This window comes from Rhodoglobus sp. G.S.23 (genome assembly GCF_056675935.1).
Map to the genome: position 1 here is coordinate 592037 of NZ_CM155237.1, position 19659 is coordinate 611695.

At 61.8% G+C, this 19659-nt stretch carries 21 protein-coding genes and 1 riboswitch; of the genes, 7 read left to right on the plus strand and 14 right to left on the minus strand.

Translation table 11 applies throughout. The features are described from left to right. The first annotated feature begins 142 nt into the window (after nt 1-142). The 5 genes from AC1ENN_RS02870 to AC1ENN_RS02890 are packed head-to-tail and all read left to right on the plus strand — an operon-like array spanning nt 143 to nt 4418. Entirely contained in the window at nt 143-1003 is an 861-nt protein-coding gene (locus AC1ENN_RS02870) for a hypothetical protein (RefSeq protein WP_449648316.1), read from the plus strand. Between the two features lie 45 nt (nt 1004-1048). Further along, a complete protein-coding gene (locus tag AC1ENN_RS02875) occupies nt 1049-2473 on the plus strand; it encodes a D-alanyl-D-alanine carboxypeptidase/D-alanyl-D-alanine-endopeptidase (protein WP_449648315.1) in 1425 nt (474 codons plus the stop codon). A gap of 23 nt (nt 2474-2496) precedes the next feature. Then, on the plus strand, nt 2497-3081 hold the full coding sequence (locus AC1ENN_RS02880) for an isochorismatase family protein (RefSeq protein WP_449648314.1): 585 nt from the start codon (nt 2497-2499) through the stop codon (nt 3079-3081). Next, entirely contained in the window at nt 3074-3616 is a 543-nt protein-coding gene (locus AC1ENN_RS02885) for a hypothetical protein (RefSeq protein WP_449648313.1), read from the plus strand. The genes AC1ENN_RS02880 and AC1ENN_RS02885 overlap by 8 nt, the downstream gene beginning before the upstream one ends. Nucleotide 3617: 1 nt before the next feature. Next, the gene (locus AC1ENN_RS02890) at nt 3618-4418 is read left to right on the plus strand and encodes a TrmH family RNA methyltransferase (RefSeq protein ID WP_449648312.1); all 801 of its coding nucleotides are present in this window, start codon (nt 3618-3620) and stop codon (nt 4416-4418) included. 114 nt (nt 4419-4532) lie between these two features. Here AC1ENN_RS02890 and AC1ENN_RS02895 read toward each other — a convergent pair whose 3' ends face one another. The 13 genes from AC1ENN_RS02895 to AC1ENN_RS02955 all read right to left on the minus strand — a co-directional run bounded on the left by AC1ENN_RS02895 (nt 4533) and on the right by AC1ENN_RS02955 (nt 16727). Beyond that, nucleotides 4533-6404 carry an ABC transporter ATP-binding protein gene (locus tag AC1ENN_RS02895; RefSeq protein ID WP_480406630.1) on the minus strand — a complete coding sequence of 624 codons (1872 nt, stop codon included), beginning with the start codon at nt 6402-6404 and terminating at the stop codon, nt 4533-4535. Between the two features lie 211 nt (nt 6405-6615). After that, entirely contained in the window at nt 6616-6981 is a 366-nt protein-coding gene (locus tag AC1ENN_RS02900; protein WP_197157434.1) for a DUF202 domain-containing protein, read from the minus strand. Continuing rightward, entirely contained in the window at nt 6978-7358 is a 381-nt protein-coding gene (locus tag AC1ENN_RS02905) for a YidH family protein (protein ID WP_197107834.1), read from the minus strand. The genes AC1ENN_RS02900 and AC1ENN_RS02905 overlap by 4 nt, the downstream gene beginning before the upstream one ends. 102 nt (nt 7359-7460) lie before the next feature. Then, nucleotides 7461-8450 carry a hypothetical protein gene (locus tag AC1ENN_RS02910; RefSeq protein WP_449648308.1) on the minus strand — a complete coding sequence of 330 codons (990 nt, stop codon included), beginning with the start codon at nt 8448-8450 and terminating at the stop codon, nt 7461-7463. A 138-nt stretch (nt 8451-8588) separates the two neighbouring features. Further along, nucleotides 8589-9062 carry a 6,7-dimethyl-8-ribityllumazine synthase gene (gene ribH, locus AC1ENN_RS02915; RefSeq protein WP_449648307.1) on the minus strand — a complete coding sequence of 158 codons (474 nt, stop codon included), beginning with the start codon at nt 9060-9062 and terminating at the stop codon, nt 8589-8591. Continuing rightward, nucleotides 9059-10354: a 3,4-dihydroxy-2-butanone-4-phosphate synthase gene (gene ribB, locus AC1ENN_RS02920; RefSeq protein ID WP_449648306.1), complete on the minus strand. Its 1296-nt coding sequence runs from the start codon at nt 10352-10354 to the stop codon at nt 9059-9061. Before ribB ends, ribH begins: the two co-directional genes overlap by 4 nt. Beyond that, nucleotides 10351-10974 carry a riboflavin synthase gene (locus AC1ENN_RS02925; protein ID WP_449648305.1) on the minus strand — a complete coding sequence of 208 codons (624 nt, stop codon included), beginning with the start codon at nt 10972-10974 and terminating at the stop codon, nt 10351-10353. The genes ribB and AC1ENN_RS02925 overlap by 4 nt, the downstream gene beginning before the upstream one ends. A 2-nt stretch (nt 10975-10976) precedes the next feature. Next, nucleotides 10977-12029 (minus strand): bifunctional diaminohydroxyphosphoribosylaminopyrimidine deaminase/5-amino-6-(5-phosphoribosylamino)uracil reductase RibD, encoded by a 1053-nt coding sequence (gene ribD / locus AC1ENN_RS02930; protein ID WP_449648304.1) that lies wholly within the window; start codon nt 12027-12029, stop codon nt 10977-10979. Nucleotides 12030-12129: 100 nt separating this feature from the next. Beyond that, a riboswitch (FMN riboswitch) is annotated at nt 12130-12284 on the minus strand. A gap of 67 nt (nt 12285-12351) precedes the next feature. Further along, nucleotides 12352-13107, minus strand: a complete 756-nt coding sequence (locus AC1ENN_RS02935) for an HAD family hydrolase (protein WP_449648303.1) — start codon at nt 13105-13107, stop codon at nt 12352-12354. A gap of 19 nt (nt 13108-13126) precedes the next feature. Next, entirely contained in the window at nt 13127-13693 is a 567-nt protein-coding gene (locus AC1ENN_RS02940) for a GNAT family N-acetyltransferase (RefSeq protein WP_449648302.1), read from the minus strand. Beyond that, complete coding sequence (trpS, locus tag AC1ENN_RS02945) at nt 13693-14703, minus strand: tryptophan--tRNA ligase (RefSeq protein WP_449648301.1); 1011 nt, start codon at nt 14701-14703, stop codon at nt 13693-13695. Before trpS ends, AC1ENN_RS02940 begins: the two co-directional genes overlap by 1 nt. 12 nt (nt 14704-14715) lie before the next feature. Then, nucleotides 14716-15576, minus strand: coding sequence for an exodeoxyribonuclease III (locus AC1ENN_RS02950; protein WP_480406631.1), 861 nt, complete (start codon nt 15574-15576; stop codon nt 14716-14718). A 59-nt stretch (nt 15577-15635) separates the two neighbouring features. Beyond that, entirely contained in the window at nt 15636-16727 is a 1092-nt protein-coding gene (locus tag AC1ENN_RS02955) for a YihY/virulence factor BrkB family protein (protein ID WP_480406632.1), read from the minus strand. Between the two features lie 54 nt (nt 16728-16781). Between AC1ENN_RS02955 and ptsP the strand changes: the two genes are divergently transcribed. Continuing rightward, nucleotides 16782-18428: a phosphoenolpyruvate--protein phosphotransferase gene (gene ptsP / locus AC1ENN_RS02960; RefSeq protein WP_449648509.1), complete on the plus strand. Its 1647-nt coding sequence runs from the start codon at nt 16782-16784 to the stop codon at nt 18426-18428. Here the strand turns inward: ptsP and AC1ENN_RS02965 are convergent. After that, nucleotides 18425-19123 (minus strand): flavodoxin family protein, encoded by a 699-nt coding sequence (locus AC1ENN_RS02965; RefSeq protein WP_449648298.1) that lies wholly within the window; start codon nt 19121-19123, stop codon nt 18425-18427. The two genes, ptsP and AC1ENN_RS02965, sit on opposite strands and share 4 nt — an antisense overlap. A 169-nt stretch (nt 19124-19292) precedes the next feature. Between AC1ENN_RS02965 and AC1ENN_RS02970 the strand changes: the two genes are divergently transcribed. Beyond that, nucleotides 19293-19652: an RNA polymerase sigma factor gene (locus AC1ENN_RS02970; protein ID WP_480406633.1), complete on the plus strand. Its 360-nt coding sequence runs from the start codon at nt 19293-19295 to the stop codon at nt 19650-19652. The last annotated feature ends 7 nt before the right edge of the window (nt 19653-19659 follow it).

Here is a 19659-nt window from a genome sequence, read left to right on the forward strand (position 1 = left end):
AGCGTCACCCAGACCCCCCATTAACGGGTATTTCCGCATGTTTCCGGGGTTTTTTCCTTGCAAATCGGGAACTTCACGCCTAGTTTTGGGCCTAGGACGCAGGGGGAACTGCGTCCAATCATTCGTCTGGGGGACGATTTTCATGGGGAGAGTTCCGTGGTTAACGGCGGCATTTACTGTCGTACTTGTTGGGGTAGTTCCATTCGTCGGGGGAGGCGGACCGGGTCTCACTGACAGCGCAACCGCAAACGCGGCAGCACGCTCACCGTTGTTCGCATCGACCGCAACTGGTCCGATCGAACAATCGACGACCGCGATTGCGATCGCCAGCGTTGAACGTGTCACTGAAGCATCATTGGCGGCAGAGCTTAAATCAGAAGCCAAAGCGCTCACCGTCGACTCTGAGCACCTCGCGCAGAAGGCAGTGCCCAAGCCGAAGCCAATCGTCGTTGCAGCGGCAATCGGAGGCAGCGCATCCATCGCTCAAATTCGTGCAGTGTATGCCGCAGCCGGCCAGTCTTGTCCCGGTAACGTTGGTGGTGGCGTACCTGGTGCACCAAGCCGCAGCTCATCGCAGGGTGTACCCGGCACTACATCGGGCGACCTTGCATCCTTCGCCTACACCTATAACTCGATCCGCGTCGCTAACTGCTTGCAGCCAATCGCGCTGTCGAAGTTCCGCTACGACTCCTGCATGGAAGAGCGTCTCTTCTGGATGGCGGAGTCGCCAAGCTCGAACCCGCTCGACGCTTGGGGTCACATGGGAAGCACACGTGCCGATGGTGTTCCTTCGCGCGGTTGTGACGGAAACCTCGCAGGAGGTTCAGGAAACAGCGGAGCGACGGTGGCATCCAAGTGGTGGGCATCCAGCTCGCACCGGGCATCGCTTTACCGCCCGGGTGCCAGCACCGCAGGCGCTTGTATCGCTTTCGCTATGACGCACGGTGGAATCGATGAACCATACAGCTTCACCCGCGCCGCAGCACGATGGACGTGGTGCTAGGCCCACTCGCACAAGCTGATTCGGGCATCCGGGTACTATAACCGGGTGACTGAATCAGCTAGCAGTGAGCCGAAGGCGCCAGGAGGAATCCGGGCGTTGTTCGCCAAACACCCCACCGCATTCACGGTGACGGTCGCGGCACTAGTTTTTGTACTGCTTGGAGTTGGAGCAGTATTCGCCGGAATTTCGGTTGGCTCCGCCAACTCGGCAGATGATGTCACCCCAGACGAAGTCACTGCTGAGCAGCGGAGCCAACCGGATGTTACACCCGCGGGAACTACGGTGCGCACTTGTTCAGTAGAAAACTTTGCGACAGTAGCAACTTTTCCCAGCCTGGTTGGCATAGTTACGGATGCCGCAACGGGTGAGGCGCTGTGGAGTCGCTCAGGAAAAGAAGCGGCAATCCCCGCGCACATTGTGACCGCATTTACGGGCGCTGCCGCCCTGCAAGCACTCGGCCCTGACACTCGGATCAGTACGAAAGTGATCGACGGCTCGACACCGGGAACCATTGTTTTGGTGGGTGGCGGAGATCCGACACTCGCGACGACGAACGCGTCGTTCTACCGCGATGCCCCTCAAATTTCCGATCTGGCCTCGCAGGCTATGACACGTTATGACGAGCTTCACCCGGCGACACCCATCACGCAGATCGTGCTCGATTCCACGCTGTGGAACTCCAGCGACGCGTGGAACGCAGACTGGCCGGAGCGGGAGCGCACAGGCGGATATCATTCCGCGGTGACCGCTCTCATGGTGAATGGCGATCGGGCCGATCCCACAATTGCGATCAGTCCGCGCGGCACTGACCCCGTACAGTCTGCCGGCGAAGCGTTCGCGCAGGCCGCCGGACTTCCCGCTGTCTCCTTCACCAAGGGTGCCGCCGTTGGCAGCACTGTTCTTGCTGAAGTGAAATCGCAGCCGGTGAGCATTCTTGTGGAACAAATGCTGCTCAGCGGCGATGACTCCCTCGCAGAGTCTTTGGCACGACTTGTCTCCAAGAAGCTCAATCTCAACGGGTCGGCATCCTCCCTCACCCAGGCGCTCTCTAGCGCTCTGACAGATGCTGGACTCGAAGACACCTCGACGATCACCATCGCCGACGGCTCGGGTCTCAGCCCCAAGAATCAGGTACCGCCGGTATTTGTCACGCAGTTCATGTCTGAGGGCGCCTCGGGGAATGGGGCGATTGCCGCCGTCTTCGCGATGCTGCCGGTTGGCGGTGAGAGCGGTGACCTGTACAACCGCTTTGTGGGGGATTCTGCTGCGGCATCCGGTCAGGTTGTAGCGAAGTCAGGTTGGACTAATCAAGAACATTCGCTCGGCGGTGTCGTGAATGCTGCAGACGGCACTGAGTTGGCGTTCGCGTTTTATGCGATCGGCGAGGGCATCTCGAGCGACGCTCGCACTGCGCTCGACAATCTCGTCGCCGGGGTTTACGCGTGTGGAAACAATCTCTCCAACTACTAGCGAGAGCAACCTAGACTTGAAGTGTGGTTGCCGCACTGTTCATTATTGACGTTCAAAACGACTTCACTGAGGGCGGGGCCCTCGGCGTTGCGGGTGGTGCTGCCGTCGCGGCCGATATCACCACGTATCTGTGGGCACATGCGCAGCACTACGCCGTGGTGGTTGCTTCCCGCGACTGGCACGATGCGAATAATGACAACGGTGGCCATTTTGCGACCGACGCCGAACCCAACTTCGTCGACACCTGGCCTGTTCACTGTGTCGCTGGCACTACCGGTGCCGAGTATCATCCGGCGATCAACACCGGGCAGATTACTGTTCATGTGCGCAAGGGGCAGGGCGTGCCTGCGTACTCAATCTTCGAGGGCGTTACGGACGACGGTGAGCCTGTGCCTGCCCTGCTCGATCGCCTAGAAATCGACAGAATTGATGTTGCGGGAATTGCGACTGACTATTGCGTGCTCGCCTCAGCGCTGGATGCCGCAGCCACGGGCCGTGAGGTCCGAGTGCTCACTGATCTGATTGCGGGAGTTGCGCCGGAGTCGAGCGCTGCTGCTCTTGAGACGATGAGTGAGGCGGGCATCACGCTTGTGTCCGATGATGAGTGACGCCGAAGAGCTGACCCTTCCTGGCTTCATCGCCGAATCGGAGGTGCTGCCTCCGAGCAAGAATTTGGGGCTGCGGTTACTTGCTGTTCTCATCGGTCTTGGGCTTCTCATCGGACTCTCGGTCGCCGGCGGCGCTGCGGTTCTTACCGCAATCTGGCCTGACCGCGCAGGGATGTGCGATGCCTCAGCCGGACCATGCAGCGACCTCACTATTGAACAGATTTCCTCGTTCTCGGGAATCGATCTGCCGTCGACGGCAACGATTGACGCCGCCGAGTATGAGCGGGTGGATGGCACCGGGCTGCTTTCCGCAACCGTTGTCTTGAGCGCTGGCGAGGTGGATCCACTACTCAATGGTGACTATCGGGTGTCTCCAGCACTCTCGTGGGCGTCGGAAGCGGATGCGCTCAGGCTCGACAATTTGGTGCTCTACGAAGGTGTCGATTCCCTTACCGGGCCCGGCTATGAAGCGGCCAGTGGTCAGCGTGCCGATGGCAGCACCGTTATTCTCATTCGCACCGCTCGGGTCATCTAGAGTGCCGATTATTGCCGTCACCGAGCTCAGCGATCCGCGGCTTGCTGACTATTCGCACCAGACCGACGTTGCTCTGCGCAAGGCGAGAGGAACTGAACACGGCCTCTACCTCGCTGAGTCGTCGCTCGTGTTGCAGCGGGCGCTCCGCTCTGGCCATCGCGTGCGCTCAGTGCTTGCCCTCGACACTTCCGTAGAAGAGATCGTTGAGCTTGTCGGCGACGACGTACCGGTCTTCACGGGCGGTGGATCGCTGCTCGCCGAACTGACAGGCTACGTGCTGCACCGCGGAGTGATCGCGTCGATGCATCGCCCGCCCCTGCCGACTCCCGAGGCTTTGCTGACGGATGCTCGCCGCATCGTCATTCTCGAAAACGTCGTTGATCCCACCAACGTCGGCGCGATCTTCCGCTCGGTCGCCGGCATCGGGGCGGATGCGGTGCTCGTCACCGAGCAGTGCTCCGACCCGTTCTACCGGCGCGCAATCCGTGTCTCAATGGGGACCGTGCTGCAGGTGCCGTGGACCCGCATCGGCAACTGGACTGACATTCGTACGCTGCTCACGGCATCCGGATTTCAGATTGCGGCGTTAGCGCTCGAAGACGGTGCGGTGTCGCTGCGTGACTATGCGGCGGATGCTCCCGCGAAGGTTGCGCTCGTGCTCGGCACCGAGGGCCACGGTCTCACCTGCGAGGCTATCGCTGCCGCTGACACGATCGTGCAGATTCCGATGCGTCACGGCATCGACTCGCTCAACGTTGCGGCGACCGCCGCGGTCGCGATGTTCGCGCTCGCGGTCGAGTAGCCGCGGCAGTAGCGCCGCGACAGCAGCGCGCAGCAGCCGCCGCGTGCCTCCACAGCTGAGCGGGCCGCGTGCTAGCGGGCGGGTGCACCGCCGAAGCAGCGCACCCGCGAACCGCTAAACGAGCAGCTGGTGCTTAGCGAGGTCCTTGTAGAGCGGGGTCGACTTCACGAGCTCGGAGTGGGTTCCGACGCCCACGACCTTGCCCTTGTCGAGCACGACGATCTGGTCGGAGTCGACGACGGTCGAGAGGCGGTGCGCGATCACGATGAGCGTGCGGTTCTCGGCAACAGCGTCAATGGCTTCGCGGAGCATTTGCTCGTTGAGGCCGTCCAAGCTGGAGGTCGACTCGTCGAGCAGCAGAATCGGGGGAGCCGCGAGCAGCGTGCGGGCGATCGCGAGACGCTGACGCTCACCACCGGAAAGCATCACGCCGTCTTCGCCGACAGCGGCATCCAAACCAGCAGGGTTGCGTTCGAGCACACCGGTGAGGTTCACCGCCGCGATGACGTTGACGCATTCTTCGTCGGTCGCGTTGGGCGCACCGATGAGAAGATTTTGGCGGATGGTGCCGGCGAGCACGGGCGCATCTTGCTCGACGTAGCCGATCTGCGCGCGCAGCTCTTCACGGTTGAGGCCGCGGAGGTCGTCGCCACCGAGGCGAACAACACCGCCCGTTGGATCATAGAAGCGCTCGACGAGGGCGAGGATGGTGCTCTTGCCGGCGCCCGAGGGGCCCACGATAGCGGTGCGTTCGCCGCGCTTCACAGCGAAGCTGACTCCGCGCAGAACCGTGAGGTCGATCTCGTCGGCGGCAGCTTCGGTGCCGCCGTGCTTGAGCGAGGCCAGTTCCGTTTCGGCTTGAACGAGCACCGAATCGCGGGGGTACGAGAATTCGACGTTGTCGAACGTGATGGCGGCATCCGATTCGATGCTGGCGACAGCAACCACGTCAGTGTCAGATTCGAGCTCGCTGGGCAGTTTGATGATTTCTTGGATGCGGCCGAGCGCACCGAGTGCCTGATTGACCGCAGTGACCGCGCCGAAGGCTTGCCCGAGCGGCATGATCATGAGGAACAGGAAGAGGATGAACGCGACAAGGTCAGCGATCTCGATGGCGCCACTGGCAACGCGGTAGCCACCGACGCCGAGCACGACGAGGAACGATACCTGCAGGGCGATTCCGGCAATCGGAACAACGAGTGCCGAGATCTTGGCGACGCTGATGCCCATCTTCCAGGCACCGAGAGCGTCTTCGTTCACGGCCTCAATTTCACGCTCGGTGGCGTTGGATGCGCGCAGCGTACGCACGGCGGAGATCGCACGTTCCACGGCTGCGGCCAGATCGCCGACCTTGCGCTGAGCGCGCTGGCTGGCCACACGGATGCGCTTCGAGAGCGTCGTGACGGTGACCACGGCGATGGCGATCACGAGCACCGTGAGGCCGAGCAGCACGGGGTCGATGATGAGCATCGCGATGAGCGCGCCGATGAAGGTAATAGAGCCACCGATGGCTTCGACGAGTCCTTGTGTCAGCACCGCGCGCAGCAGAGTCGTGTCGCTGCCCACGCGGGAGACGAGGTCACCGGTGCGGCGACGGTCAAATTCTGAGATGGGGAGGTTGAGCATCCGGCTCACGAGGCGACGACGGCTCGAGAGCACGACACCTTCGCCGGTGCGCTGCAGAAGGTAGTGCTGGTAGCCGCTGATGAGGCCCGAGATGACCACGAGGCCGATGAGCAGCCACACGAGAGTCCCGAGCGATTTGCCGGCCTCAACGATCGTGATGACCTGGCTGACGAGCAGCGGTTGGGCAAGCGAAGCGCCGGCGCCAAGGATGCTGAGGATGATCACGAAGATCAGAACTTTGCGGTGCTCCAGCAGGTACGGGAACAGTTCGCTGAACTTGGCGCGGGGGCCGTCGTCGGGGTTGTCGCGTGATCCAGAACGTCCGCGGCGAGGTGCAGAGGTGTGTGAAGTCGAGCTCATGAAGTTTCTCGTTGTCCCAAAAATGTAGGGCGAAGGTGCCGCGAGTGTTCAGCGACATCGGCATCAGCAATCAGCCTCTAAAACACTAAGCCTTCTGTCTGGGCGCTGCGTACAACATCCGGTGTATCTGTGCGGATGTTGCTACGCCGTTGGGTGGTGAACAGAGGTCGCTGGCGGGAGGCACGGCTGCTCGCGCCGAGCGCCGACGTGGCTAAGGCTCTAGCGTCGCGACGATCCCGAGCGCGGCGAACACCGCACCGACGACGGCGAGCACGAACACGGCTAGCGCCCAGAGAAAGAGCGGCGCAGCACTCGCGAGGCGAACACGGTCGGTGGATGCCTGAACCAACGTCGTATGCACGGCGCGGTATCTACGATGCCCGACCCAGAACAGCACGGCGGTCATGATGAGTCCGAGCGCTGCCACGGCGTAGCTGCCGATGCTGACGGTATTGAGAAGGAGTCGCGCGGAGACCAGCGCGGCAATGGCAAACGACAGTACGGTGCGCTGCCAAGCGAGGGCGGTGCGTTCCGCTTGCAGGCCGGCATCGAAGGGGCGGTCGAAGGCGCGCGTCACTGGAGGAGAATACCGATCGCGAGCAGCAGTCCGGCCACGACAACGCCGCCGCCGATCGGGCCAGCAAGGTTAGGGGAGGGAAGTGGGCGCCCGAGGCGCAGCGACTGCTCGGCCTTCATCCAGCCGAACCAGGCCTGCATCGGGGCAAGTACGCCCAACAGAATCAGCAGCACGGATGCCCCGAGCCGGAACCCGGGAGCGATCGGCAACACGAATGCCTCCAGCGCGACACCCGCAGCGATTAGCGCGAGGGCGGTACGGATCCACGCCAAGAACGTGCGCTCGTTTGCCAGGCTGAAGCGGGCATCCGGCTCAGTGCCGACGCCGTAGACGCGGCGCGGAAAGCGGCGAGGAGGCGGCTGTACTGGTTCGGTCACGAGCGATCCTTCATGCGTCGATCCTAGCGTCTGGCTTCCGGGTCATCCCCGGTTGCGAAGCTTTCGGAGGACGTGCGGCTCAGCCTTAGCCCTGTGAAGCGGCTAGTGGTCGGGAGTGGTCTTCGCGGAGCTCGAATACAGCCACAGCGATCCAACCGCGATAAGCAAGACCACGGGCACAGCGGAATTAATGCTGCCCTCCGCCAACCAGCCGACCCACCCTGGTTCGATCCCTACCGACGCGCCAACCTTCGGTCCCCTCAACGGACCAAGTAGGAACGAAACAGAAAGCAGCAGTATTGTCGCGGAGCTAAACCCCACCACTAATGCCACCCGGAATCGTCTGAGCCTGTTTTTCGCCGCCACGGTCAGTAAGAACGTCACAATGGTGCTCAGCACAGCGATCGCAATCATCGGCAGGAATGGGACGGTGGATGAGGAAACTGCCGTCACCATATTGTTGAGATCGAGAATTGCGCCCAGCTTTCGGGCTACAACCTGAGCGCTGAGCAAGCCGATGATGAAGACGAACACCACTCCGAGCAGCATCCCGTAGATGCCCCAGGCTGCACTTCTCAGCGGGATGTTAATGGGCCTCGGCATTGACGCTGTTGCGTCACGATGTGTGGGCTTGGGGCTTTTGGAGTGCAGCCATAGCAAGCCAACAGACAGAAGAAGTACTAGATGAACGGCGGAGCTGCTCCCTCCGCGATTCAGCCAGCCTTGCCATCCCGGCGCTACGCCAATCATTGGGGTTTCCGGCGTCATGCCGGTGGCAGCGAAGGCGAAAGACGCAATGATGAGGAGCAGTGTCGCGGCGCTAAAACCGCTCGTGAATGCCATCCGCGAGACAGCGGAACGGTTTCGCATGGCCACGGTAAGGGAAAAGACAACCGCGGCGCTCAGCACCGCGAGGGCGCCCATCATTAGGTAAGGAACGCGTGGAGTAATAATCGAAGCAAGGGAATTGTTGAGCGCATACTGCGCGCCGGCCGCAAGCCCCGACGCTTGAATCGTGAGGAGGCCAGCGACCAGTACGAACACCGCACCAGTTGCGATTCCACTGATTCCCCACGCCTCGCTCTTCTTCAAAGAATCCCCTTAGCACTTTGCGGCAGAACTAGGCATCCGGCAGGTACGCCCGGACTACCGAGCCATCGAGTACTAAAGCTTTCATCAATTTCAGTGGGTTGCAAGCGTGAGGGGCGGGGAACCGACCGGCCCGGACAGTTACTCCCCGCGAAGCTGCCTCAATAGCACCGCGGTCGCGATAGCGGCGTTGGCGGCTTCTTCGCCCTTGTCCTCTTTCGAGCCTTCTAGCCCAGCACGATCGAGGCCCTGCTGTTCGTCGTCGAGCGTGAGCACGCCAAAGCCCACCGGCTTGCCGGTCAGGATCGATACTTGCGTGAGACCGCTGGTGGCGGCATCCGACACGTATTCAAAGTGGGGTGTTCCACCACGGATGATGACGCCGAGCGCAACGACGGCATCCGCCCCAGCATCCAGGGCTGCCTTGCTCGCGACGGGCAGCTCGAAGCTGCCGGGAACCCGCACTTCGGTCACCTCGGCATTCGCTGCGGCGAGGGCGCGGTGGGCGCCGGCAAGCAGCCCATTGGTGATGACCTCATGCCACCGCCCGGCGATGATCGTGACCTTGAGGCCGGTTGCGTCGGTAACAATTTCGGGGGATCCTGCGCCACTCATGAGAGGCCTTTCGTGGTGAGTCGTGCTTCATTGAGCACGGCGGTGGAGGGGAGTTGGTGACCCATGCGGTCACGCTTCGTTTCGAGGTAACCCTCGTTGCTGGCGCCAACGCCCACAACGAGCGGCACGAGATCGCCGACAATCACGCCGCGCTCTTCGAGCTGACGCTTCTTCTCGGGGTTGTTGCTGAGCAGGCTGACCGTCGAAATTCCGAGATCCTTGAGGATTCCGACAGCGGCCCCATAATCGCGAGAATCAGCAGGTAGGCCTAGGGCCAGGTTCGCGTCGAGAGTGTCGAGCCCATCTTCTTGCAGGCGGTAGGCGCGCAGCTTGTTGATGAGTCCGATACCGCGACCTTCGTGGCCGCGCAGGTAGATCACAGCGCCACCATCACGCTGGATAGTCTCGAGCGCAGAATCGAGTTGAGGGCCACACTCGCACTTGAGCGAACCGAACGCTTCACCCGTGAGGCACTCGGAGTGCACGCGCACGAGAGTGGGGCCATCGCCCGTGTGCTCGAGTGTTCCTGGCGCGATAAAAGCCACGTGGTCGGCGCCCGTCGAGTTATCGCGGTAGGCGCGAACGGTGAAGGAGCCATGCACGGTCGGGATCGTCGTCTCGACTTCGAACTGCACGCGACTCATCTCCGGGATCGGTTCGATCGGTGCCGGGATGGTGTCGCAACGGTTCTCTTCGAGCCACCGCATGAGCTCTAGGATCGTGATGACGAGCACATTCTCACGGGCGCCGAATTCGATCAGCTCGGGCAGGCGCATCATCTCGCCTGAGTCGAGCACAATCTCCGAGATCGCCGCAACGGGGCGCAACCCGGCGAGCTTCATGAGGTCGACGGATGCTTCGGTGTGGCCGTCGCGCTCACGCACGCCACCATCGACCGCGCGCAGCGGCAGGATGTGGCCGGGGCGGTGCAGGCTTGATGGCATCGAGAGCGGATCGGCCAGCACTCGCAGGGTGTGAGCCCGGTCAGAGGCACTGATGCCGGTGCTGAGACGGTTCGCGGCATCCACGGAGACGGTATAGGCAGTGCCGCGGGGGTCTTCGTTCACCGACACCATCGGTGGCAGCGCGAGTGCGTCAGCGATCTCGTTGGTCATCGGGGCGCAAATGAAGCCCGAGGAGTGGCGGACCATCCAAGCAATCCATTCTTGGCTGGCGAGCTCGGCGGAGATGATGACATCGCCCTCGTTCTCGCGGCCCTCATCGTCAGCAACGATGACGGGGCGACCAGCGCGGATCGCTTCAATGGCCTGGGGGATGGTGGCGAGGCTCATGACCCGCTCCTTTCGTGACGCTGATCAGCGTCGGTGAACTCCGCCATCCGGGCCACATGGCGCGCCAGGATGTCTGTTTCGATGTTGACGGAGTCGCCCACAGCGAGCGCTCCCAACGTTGTTGCGGTGAGAGTTTCGGGAATCAGCGAGACCTCAAACCAGTCGCGCCCCACAGCACTCACCGTGAGCGAGACGCCGTGCACCGCGATCGAACCCTTGCGGGCAACCAGCGGGGCCAGCTCTTCGGTAAGGCTGAAGCGCAGGATGCTCCAGCTACCCTCATCGGTGACGCTCAGTACCGTGCTCGTTCCGTCGATGTGGCCCTGCACGATGTGGCCGCCGAGGCGATCGCCGACCTGCAAGGCGCGCTCGATATTCACGCGGGCGCCGGCAGCGAGCGAGCCAAGCGTGCTCATGTCGAGGGTGACGCCCATGACGTCAGCCGTGAACCAGTCGGGGCCCTTATCGACAACGGTGAGGCACACGCCGCTAACGCTGATCGAGTCACCGTGGCCGGCATCCGACACCGCATTCGGAGCGCGAACTGTCAGACGCGCACCATCATCGGTCGCCGCAAATTCGACGACATCGCCGAGCTCCTCAATGATTCCGGTAAACATGGTTACGCTCCTGTCTCTGCCGCCGGGCGGGCGACAATCAGCACGTCATTGCCCAGCGGGCGAAGTTCAGTGATGCTGAGGTCTTTCGCCTCAGCCATGGTCGATACCCCGAGCTCGCCGAGCGCCACCTTGGGGCCGCCCAACAGTTTCGGGGCCAGGTAGATGAGCAGTTCATCCGCAAGCCCCGCAGCGATGAAAGCGCTCGCGACAGTCGGGCCACCTTCAACGAAGACACGACGGATGCCCGCCTCAAACAGTTCGCTCAGTCCGGCGTTGAGGTCGCGCCCGTCAAATTGACGCAGTTTTGCGGGGTGCTGGCGCAGCTGTGCATCCGCCGGAATCTCGCGCCGACCGAGTACCACCGGCTGCGGTTGCGACTCGAGCAGTTCGCCGGCGTCGCCCCGCGCGGTCAGGCTCGGGTCATCGGCGAGTACTGTGCCCGTACCCACGACGATTGCATCGGCGCGCGCCCGTTGCTCGTGCACGTGCTGGCGGGCGGCGGTGCCGGTGATCCACTGGCTCGTGCCGTCGGCGGCCGCAGCACGGCCGTCGAGGGTGGATGCCCACTTCACGGTCACATGCGGACGCTGCAGCCGCGCAGCAGTCAGCCACGAGTGCAGAAACTCTTCGGCCTCGGCCTGGGCGACACCGGCGATCACTTCGACGCCACCGTTGCGGATCCGTTCGGCACCGCCAGCGGAATGCGGCCCAGGATCTGACACCGCATACACAACGCGGCTCACGCCAGCATCGAGGAGGGCTTGAGCGCAGGGACCGGTGCGGCCGTGGTGGTTGCAGGGCTCGAGAGTGACGATGGCGGTGAGGCCCGCAGCGTTGCCGTTGCGTGTAGAAGCGCTCAGCTTGGCGAGAGCATCCACTTCGGCGTGGGGAGTGCCAGCACCGCGGTGCCAGCCTTCGGCCACGATCTCGCCGGCAGCATCGACAAGAACACAACCGACTTGGGGGTTGCCGCCGGTGATCGGCCCGTGGCTCGCCAACGACAGCGCATGGCGCATCAGCTTCTCCAGCTGTGCCTGCTGCTCTGGTGTGCTCATCCGGGCTCTCGTCTCGTTGGACGCGCTCCGGGAAAGTGGGTTCGAAAAACCCGCCGACCCATTCTGGGCTCCCAAATTTCGGGCACCACAGATGGTTCGGCTCGTGCTTCCTCTTATCCGGACTGAGAAATCTTGCGACTTCATTACCGTCGGTCCCGGAGTTTCACCAGGTCAACCGTTTCGAAGTTCTCACTTCGGCGCGGGTCGCGGACTATAACCGCCGGTTCGGATTCTCACCGAGCCCCGGAGCACGTTTTGCTTTGCTTAGTCTACTCAACGCGGCTGGGCAGAAAGTATTCCCACGAAATGTGACGACGCAACGTCAGTCGAGCAGCCCGGCCAACTCATCAAGCGAGTGGATGACGCTGACGCCGCCCGCCCGAGCTTCGTCGAGCTGGTCGGTGGTTGCGCTGCGCTCGCGGTCGAGCCACACTCCGGTGAGTCCGGCGTTCGCGGCTCCCAGCGCATCCGTGGCTAGCCGGTCGCCGATGTAGACGGCGCTGGCGGGTTCGACGTTGAAGAGTCCGCAGGCGTGGTGAAAGATGCGCGGGTCAGGTTTGGTGTGCCCGAATTCGCCGCTGGCGACGAGGTGTTCGATGCGGTGGGCTATGTCGACCGTCTCTACTTTGCGCGTTTGAAAGTCGAGTTCACCGTTGGTGATGATGCCGAGGCGGGTAGCGGGGGAGCGGGCCTCGAGTGCGTCGAGGCAGGCCAGAGCATCATCGTGCAGGTGCCACGCTGCGCGGTACGCCTCGAAGTAGGTGTCGAACCAGAGGCTGGATTCGGCATCGGTGAGGGTCACGCCGTAGGGCTCGACGAAGCCGCGGGCGCGAGCTTGCCGTTGCCCTTCGAAGGTCAGTTCGCCGCCGAGGTAGCGGTGGTAGTGGTGTTCTTCGAGCGCGGTCCAGCGCACACTCTCAGCCGCGTCGTCAGGCCACACGACGCTGCCGTCGCTGGTCGGCCCCGCAGCGAACGCAGCGCCGAGTGAGCGACGGTGGTTACGAATGCCGAGATCGACGGATGCCCGGTGGGCAAACAGGGTGTCGTCAAGGTCAAAGAGGGCGACGGTGATGCTCATACAGCGACCGAAGTCAGAGCTAGACCGGCCACGGCTGGCCGGATTCGACCTCATACGTGGGGTTCTCATCCGGTGCGGTGAGGGTTGCCCACCACGACGGTGGGTGTGTTCCGCCACGGTATTCGCTCGAGGCAGGTTCGATGCCGGTGTAGATGAAGCCGAGGCTCTTTGCGATGGCAGCGGAGGCTTTGTTGCCGACGAGGGCTTCCCAGCGCACTTCAGGGCGGCCGGTCGAGAAGACCCAGCGGCAGACCTCAGCGACAGCTTCTTTCATGAAGCCTTGGCCGCGGTGCGGTTCGCCCATCCAGTAGCCGATGGTGTCGTTGTAGAGGCGAAAGCTGATGACGCCGAGCAGTTCAGGCTTGCCGGTTTCGCGGATCGCCCAAGTGTATTCGTCGTCATCTTCCCACCACTGTGCCACCAGGTTGTTGATGAAGAATTCGGCATCCGACTTCACGTAGGGCCAGGGGATCGTGAGCGTGTGCTCAAAGATTGGGTCTTGGCAGTAGGCGGTCATCAGCTCAGCATCTTCACCGGTGAGGGCGTCGAGAGTGAGGCGTTCGCTCGTGAGAGTAAAAGTTTGCATTAGCGCACCCGCGGCAGGAAGCCGATTCTGTCGTAGACGCGGTCAAGCGTCTTTTGGGCCATTTCGTTAGCACGTTCAGCGTTTTTGCTGAGCATGCGGTCGAGCTCGGCAGGGTCATTCAGTAGCTCAAGGGTGCGCTCGCGCACGGGGGCGAATTCAGCTGTCACAACCTCGGCAACTTCCTTCTTGAGGTCGCCATAACCCTTGCCCTCGAACTGCGCTTCGAGGTCGGCAATGGATGTGCCGCTAAACGTGGAGTGCAGAGTGAGCAGATTCGAGACGCCCGGCTTTGCCCCGCGGTCGAACCGAATCTCGCGGTCCGCATCCGTCACGGCAGATTTGATTTTCTTGGCCGTCTTGGAGGGCTCGTCGAGTAACCACAGCACGCCAGCATCCGTCGTCGCCGATTTGCTCATCTTCGACTCGGGGTTCTGCAGGTCGTAAATCTTGGCCGTGGCCTTCTGAATCTGAGGCTCGGGCATCACGAAGGTGTCGCCGAACCGCGAATTGAAGCGGGTGGCGAGGTCACGCGTGAGCTCGATGTGCTGACGCTGATCTTCGCCCACCGGCACAATGGCGGTGTCGTAGAGCAGGATGTCGGCGGCCATGAGCACGGGGTAGGTGAAGAGGCCAACGGAGGCGGCATCCGATCCCTGCTTTGCTGACTTGTCTTTGAACTGGGTCATGCGCGAAGCCTCACCGAAGCCGGTGATGGTGTTCAGCACCCAGGCAAGCTCGGCGTGCGCCGGAACCTGCGACTGAACGAAGAGCACCGAGTGCTCGGGGTCGATGCCACCGGCAATGTACTGCGCGGCGGTGCGACGAGTTTGGGCGCGCAGCAGCTCGGGCTCCTGCGGAACGGTGATGGCGTGCATGTCGACAACGCAGAAGACCGCGTCGTAGTTCTGCTGCATCTCGCGCCACTGCATGAGCGCGCCAATGTAGTTGCCCACGTGGAGCGAATCGGCAGACGGCTGCATGCCTGAAAACAGGCGAGGTGTGGTGCTCATGGGCTAATTCTTTCAGATGGAATAGTCAACAACGACGGGAGCGTGATCGCTCCAGCGCTCATCCCAGGCGCCGGCCTTGTCGATGCGGTAATCCGCAACGGTGGCTGCAAGCGCGGGGGTGGCGACGTGGTAGTCGATACGCCAACCGGTGTCGGTGTCGAAAGCTTGGCCGCGCTGCGACCACCAAGTGTAGGGGCCGTCAACTTCACCGGCGAACTGGCGGCCGACATCCACCCAACCGAGGCCGGGCGCGGTCGTGCCATCAACGCATTCGATGGTTTCGCCAGCGGCACCAAAGATGCGGTCGAAGTAGGCACGCTCTTCGAGCAGGAAGCCAGCCTTCTTGCGGTTGCCGCGCCAGTTCTTGATGTCGAGCTCGCGGTGACCAACATTGAGGTCGCCGACGATGAGGGCGTGGTCGCTGTGGGCGGCAAGCTCGGGCAGGCGCACGAGCATGGCCTCTAAGAACTTGTACTTCTCGACCTGCTTCGGGGTATCGACAACGCCCGAGTGAACGTAGGTGCTGACGACGGTGACGGTCTTACCGTTGACGTCGAAGTCAGCTTCGAGCCAGCGGCCAGCGCTGTCGAAGTCGTCGGCGCCGAGCGCTACGCGGTGAGCAAGAGGGGCGGATGCCGCAGAACCCTTGCGTGAGGCCAGCGCGACTCCCGCGCGCCCCTTGGCGGTCGCGGCGTCGTGCAGGATGTTCCAGCCATCGCCGAGCAGCCCTTCGATGTCGGAGTCGGCAGCGCGAACCTCTTGCAGCGCCAGAATGTCGATGTCACGGGCATCTAGCCAGTCGCCCATGCCCTTGCGGTAGGCGGCGCGAACACCATTGACGTTGACGGATGCGATGCGAAGACGTGTTGCCATGCCTCAAGACTACCGACGCGCACTGACCGTGTGCTGCTCGCGCCCGCGAGCGATTCGCGTCACTTGCGCTTGTTGCGTTTCATCATCCGTGTGAAAGTGCGCTTGAACTTCACTTCACTCGCTCGATCACTATCGCTGCGATCCTCTGGGGTGTTCTTAGCCTCGCGATTAGCCTGCCGTTCGGCCTTCTTCGCTTGAGCGTCATCGGTCGCCTTAGTCGCGGTAACCGCCCGCGGAGCATCCTCGTCGCGCTTTTCACCGCTGAGGTCAAGCTCGGCATCGTCGGCACCGACGGCAATCCACGCAGACCCGATCAGGATGATCTGACAAATCAAGTTGAACCAGATCAGCAGACCGATGATTACCGCGAAAGATGCGAGAAGTGGGTTGCGAGTTGCTCCCTCGAGAAGGAAGCCTCCTCCGAACTTGAGGGCGCCGAGCGCGAGCGCCGCGATGATCGTTCCCTGAGCGAGCATCCGGAAAGGAATCTTGATTCCCGAGATCACACGGTAGAAGATTCCGAGAGTTGCCGTATCGAGAACGAGAACAATGACAAGGGCAATGATTTGCGCCCCCGTTCGTGAGGCAAACGAATTTTCGTTGATCGAGAGAAGCCCGAGTAGCCAGTTCAGCGCAGCCGAGCTGGCGATTGACGCTGCTGCGGAGGCCACAATCGCAAGCCCAAAGCCGATCGCGAGCCCGGCATCCTTCAATTTCAGAAGCAAGAAATTTGTTTGTGAGCTCTCAAGCCCGAACATTGTGCGGATCGCGCTGCGACCCGATGCGATCCAGCCCAGAGCGGTGAAGGCTAAACCTCCAGCGGCGATCGCTCCAGTGATACCCAGTATTTGAGTGTCAGCAAGGGTCTCTCGGGTGATTGCACCGTTGCCGCTTCCGTCACCGATGAGGCCCGGAATGTTCGTAGAAATGAAGTTATAGACCGCATTGAGCAGTCTTGGATCGCCCTGCACAATAAAGCCGGCGACCGCAAACCCCACCCAGAGAGCAGCGAAGACAGCGAAGATTGCCTGGTATGAGAGCCCGAAAGACAATAGCGGGCCGAGCTTCTCGGTGTAGTGCAAGAAAACTCGCACCGGGCGGAGGGCCAGTACCCACTCAATGGCTGGTTTCAGTCGTTGCGCAAGCTGCATCCCTCAAGAATAGCTAGGCTGTCTGTGCGTAACTCAGAGGAGAGGTCAGATCATATGGAGCTTCAGGGTGTTGGAGTTGGACGATCGGTCGCCATCGGGAAAGTCGTGCGTATGCCCGACCCGCTTCCTGAACCGAAAGATGCACGCCACTCTGGCGATGCCGCAGCAGAGAAAGAATCCGCGGCCTCAGCGTTGACGTTTGTGGCAGCAGATCTTCGTGCGCGCGCCGAAAAGGCGGATGCCGAGGCAAACGAAGTGCTCACGGCAACAGCGCTTATGGCTGAAGACCCCTCCATTCTCGATAGCGTCAACGACATCATCGATGGTGGCAAGACCGCTGAACGTGCTGTCTTTGAAGCGTTCGGCCAGTTTCGCGAGATGTTGATTTCTCTCGGCGGCATGATGGCTGAGCGCGCAACCGACCTCAGTGATGTCAGCCAGCGCGTTGTTGCCCGCCTCCGTGGTGTCGAAGCCCCCGGTGTTCCTCAGCGCGATGAGCCTTTTGTGCTCGTTGCCGACGACCTTGCCCCAGCAGACACTGCTCTTCTTGAACTCGACAAGGTTCTCGCCCTCGTTACGCGTCAGGGTGGCCCAACCAGCCACACTGCGATCCTTGCGCGCTCTAAAGCTATCCCCGCGATTATGGGCGTTGCTGAAGCTCTCGATCTTGCTGACGACACTCTGGTGATCGTGGATGCCGGTACCGGTACCATCACGACGGAACCGACCGCTGACCAGCAGTCCGCCGCTGAAGCCCGCATTGCTGAGCTCGCCGCCGCAGCTAGCGCCCCCATTACGGACGGTGAGCTCGCCGACGGCACCATGGTGCCTCTTCTCGCAAACCTCGGTACACCGTCCGAGGCTGCTCAAGCCGTTGAGCTCGGCGCTGAAGGTGTCGGACTGTTCCGCACCGAACTGATGTTCCTCGATGCCACGAGCGCACCGACCGTCGAAGAGCAGACCGCAGAGTACACAGAGATGCTGAAGCACTTTCCCGGCAAAAAGGTTGTCGTGCGTGCGCTCGATGCTGGCGCAGACAAGCCGCTCAGCTTCATGGACATGGGCGAAGAAGCAAACCCCGCCCTCGGGCAGCGCGGACTGCGCTCTCTGCGCGTTAACGAGAACATCCTGCGCGACCAACTCACGGCACTCGTCAACGCTCAGAATGCTACCGACGCCGACCTCTGGGTTATGGCCCCGATGGTGTCGGATGCCGAAGAGACCGAATACTTTGTCTCCCTGGGCCGCGAACTCGGCCTCAACACCGTCGGTGTGATGGCGGAGGTGCCGTCGCTCGCCGTGCTCGCCGATCAGATCGCCGAACGCAGTGACTTCGTCTCGATCGGCTCTAACGACCTCACCCAGTACACGCTGGCAGCAGACCGAATGCTTGGCACCCTGGCCAAATTCCAGGACCCATGGCATCCTGCAGTGCTTCGTCTCGTGAAGATGATCGGTGCTGCTGGTGCCGCCGCCGGTAAGCCGGTCGGTGTGTGTGGTGAAGCCGCAGCAGATCCGCAGCTCGCCGTCGTGCTTGTCGGTCTTGGAGTGACCAGTCTTTCTATGACCCCTGCGGCGCTCGCCGACGTGCGTGCCGAGCTCAAAACGGTAACGCTTGAGCAGGCCAAGGTGCGAGCAGAAGCAGCGATCAACGCGACGACGGGGCCAACCGCTCGCGAAGCCGCTGCGAACGCTAGCTAGCGGTACTCAGGGTTCGCGTCAAAACCGAACCGCTTGCCGTCTTTCCACTCAGCGGGCACGTTTCCTTCGGCCGGAATTCCGCCGTTGGCGTTCAACATCGTGGCTAAGTGGATGAGGTTGTGCGCCATGAATGTGGTGTTGCGGTTAGTGAAGTCGTTCTCTGGACCGCCAGATCCCTCATCGAGGTAACTGGGTCCTGGTCCGACCTCGCCGATCCACCCAGCGTCAGCCTGCGGCGGAATTGTGTAGCCGATGTGCTGAAGGCTGTACAGAATGTTGGAGGAGATGTGCTTGACGCCGTCTTCGTTTCCGGTGACTAGCGCCCCGCCGACTTTGCCGTAGAACACATACTGGCCTTTGTCGTTGGTCTCGCCGCTGTGGGCGTAGAGCCTTTCGATGATTTTTCGCGACTCTGATGACTGGTCGCCAAGCCAAATTGGTCCAGCCAGAATGAGAATATTTGCTCTCTCCACGCGCGGCCAGAGCTCGGGCCAAGCATCAACATCCCATCCATGATCGCGCATATCGGGGTACACGCCGGGGGCAATTTTGTGGTCGACCGCGCGAATAACTTCCGTCGAAACACCCGAATTTTCCATGACTCGGCGGCTCCGCTCGATGAGCCCGTCTGTGTGGCTCAGCTCGGGGGAACGCTTGAGTGTCGTGTTGATATACAGCGCTGTAAGTGTCGTCATGTGGTCTAGATTACGCGCCGGGTCTGAACGTGAACAGGTAACGTGAGCATTGCTAAGTGGGGGAAACGTTAGGGCCAGAATGACCTGTAGCCCCCAAATGGGGGCACAGATTTTTCACCAATCTGGATAGTCTGCGTCATAAAACAGGAGTTTCTCCGTCTCTCTAAATATGAAGGCAAAAATCTCCACCGCCTTCGTTCCGCAGGGAAACAGAGAGGCCCAAAAATGGATCAGGGGGATGAGCGGAATCGTGGCTCTGAAATTAACCACTTCGGACGAACAGCTGCTGGCGCAAGCACGTACGGGGGTACAAAACGCTTTCGCCGAGCTGTGGAGTCGCCACTACCGCTCGGGTATCTGTGTCGCTCGTCAGTACACGTCGATAGACGCGGACGATCTCGTGTCTGAGGCGTTCGCGCGTATTTACCAGCGTGTGCTGGCGGGCGGCGGCCCCCGGGGAGCCTTTCGCCCCTACTTGTATACGACCATCCGCAATCTCGCCTCAACATGGGGGGGCAGCTTCACGTGAAGTGCAA

What these genes read in the sequence shown, in the direction of transcription:
- AC1ENN_RS02965 (WP_449648298.1), bottom strand. Translation starts at nt 19,123, where the DNA reads ATGACGACACTTACAGCGCTGTATATCAACACGACACTCAAGCGTTCC.
- AC1ENN_RS02925 (WP_449648305.1), bottom strand. Translation starts at nt 10,974, where the DNA reads ATGTTTACCGGAATCATTGAGGAGCTCGGCGATGTCGTCGAATTTGCG.
- AC1ENN_RS02935 (WP_449648303.1), bottom strand. Translation starts at nt 13,107, where the DNA reads ATGAGCATCACCGTCGCCCTCTTTGACCTTGACGACACCCTGTTTGCC.
- AC1ENN_RS02870 (WP_449648316.1), top strand. Translation starts at nt 143, where the DNA reads ATGGGGAGAGTTCCGTGGTTAACGGCGGCATTTACTGTCGTACTTGTT.
- ptsP (WP_449648509.1), top strand. Translation starts at nt 16,782, where the DNA reads ATGGAGCTTCAGGGTGTTGGAGTTGGACGATCGGTCGCCATCGGGAAA.
- AC1ENN_RS02950 (WP_480406631.1), bottom strand. Translation starts at nt 15,576, where the DNA reads ATGGCAACACGTCTTCGCATCGCATCCGTCAACGTCAATGGTGTTCGC.
- AC1ENN_RS02970 (WP_480406633.1), top strand. Translation starts at nt 19,293, where the DNA reads ATGAAGGCAAAAATCTCCACCGCCTTCGTTCCGCAGGGAAACAGAGAG.
- AC1ENN_RS02885 (WP_449648313.1), top strand. Translation starts at nt 3,074, where the DNA reads ATGAGTGACGCCGAAGAGCTGACCCTTCCTGGCTTCATCGCCGAATCG.
- AC1ENN_RS02895 (WP_480406630.1), bottom strand. Translation starts at nt 6,404, where the DNA reads ATGAGCTCGACTTCACACACCTCTGCACCTCGCCGCGGACGTTCTGGA.
- ribH (WP_449648307.1), bottom strand. Translation starts at nt 9,062, where the DNA reads ATGAGTGGCGCAGGATCCCCCGAAATTGTTACCGACGCAACCGGCCTC.
- ribD (WP_449648304.1), bottom strand. Translation starts at nt 12,029, where the DNA reads ATGAGCACACCAGAGCAGCAGGCACAGCTGGAGAAGCTGATGCGCCAT.
- AC1ENN_RS02940 (WP_449648302.1), bottom strand. Translation starts at nt 13,693, where the DNA reads ATGCAAACTTTTACTCTCACGAGCGAACGCCTCACTCTCGACGCCCTC.
- ribB (WP_449648306.1), bottom strand. Translation starts at nt 10,354, where the DNA reads ATGAGCCTCGCCACCATCCCCCAGGCCATTGAAGCGATCCGCGCTGGT.
- trpS (WP_449648301.1), bottom strand. Translation starts at nt 14,703, where the DNA reads ATGAGCACCACACCTCGCCTGTTTTCAGGCATGCAGCCGTCTGCCGAT.
- AC1ENN_RS02955 (WP_480406632.1), bottom strand. Translation starts at nt 16,727, where the DNA reads ATGCAGCTTGCGCAACGACTGAAACCAGCCATTGAGTGGGTACTGGCC.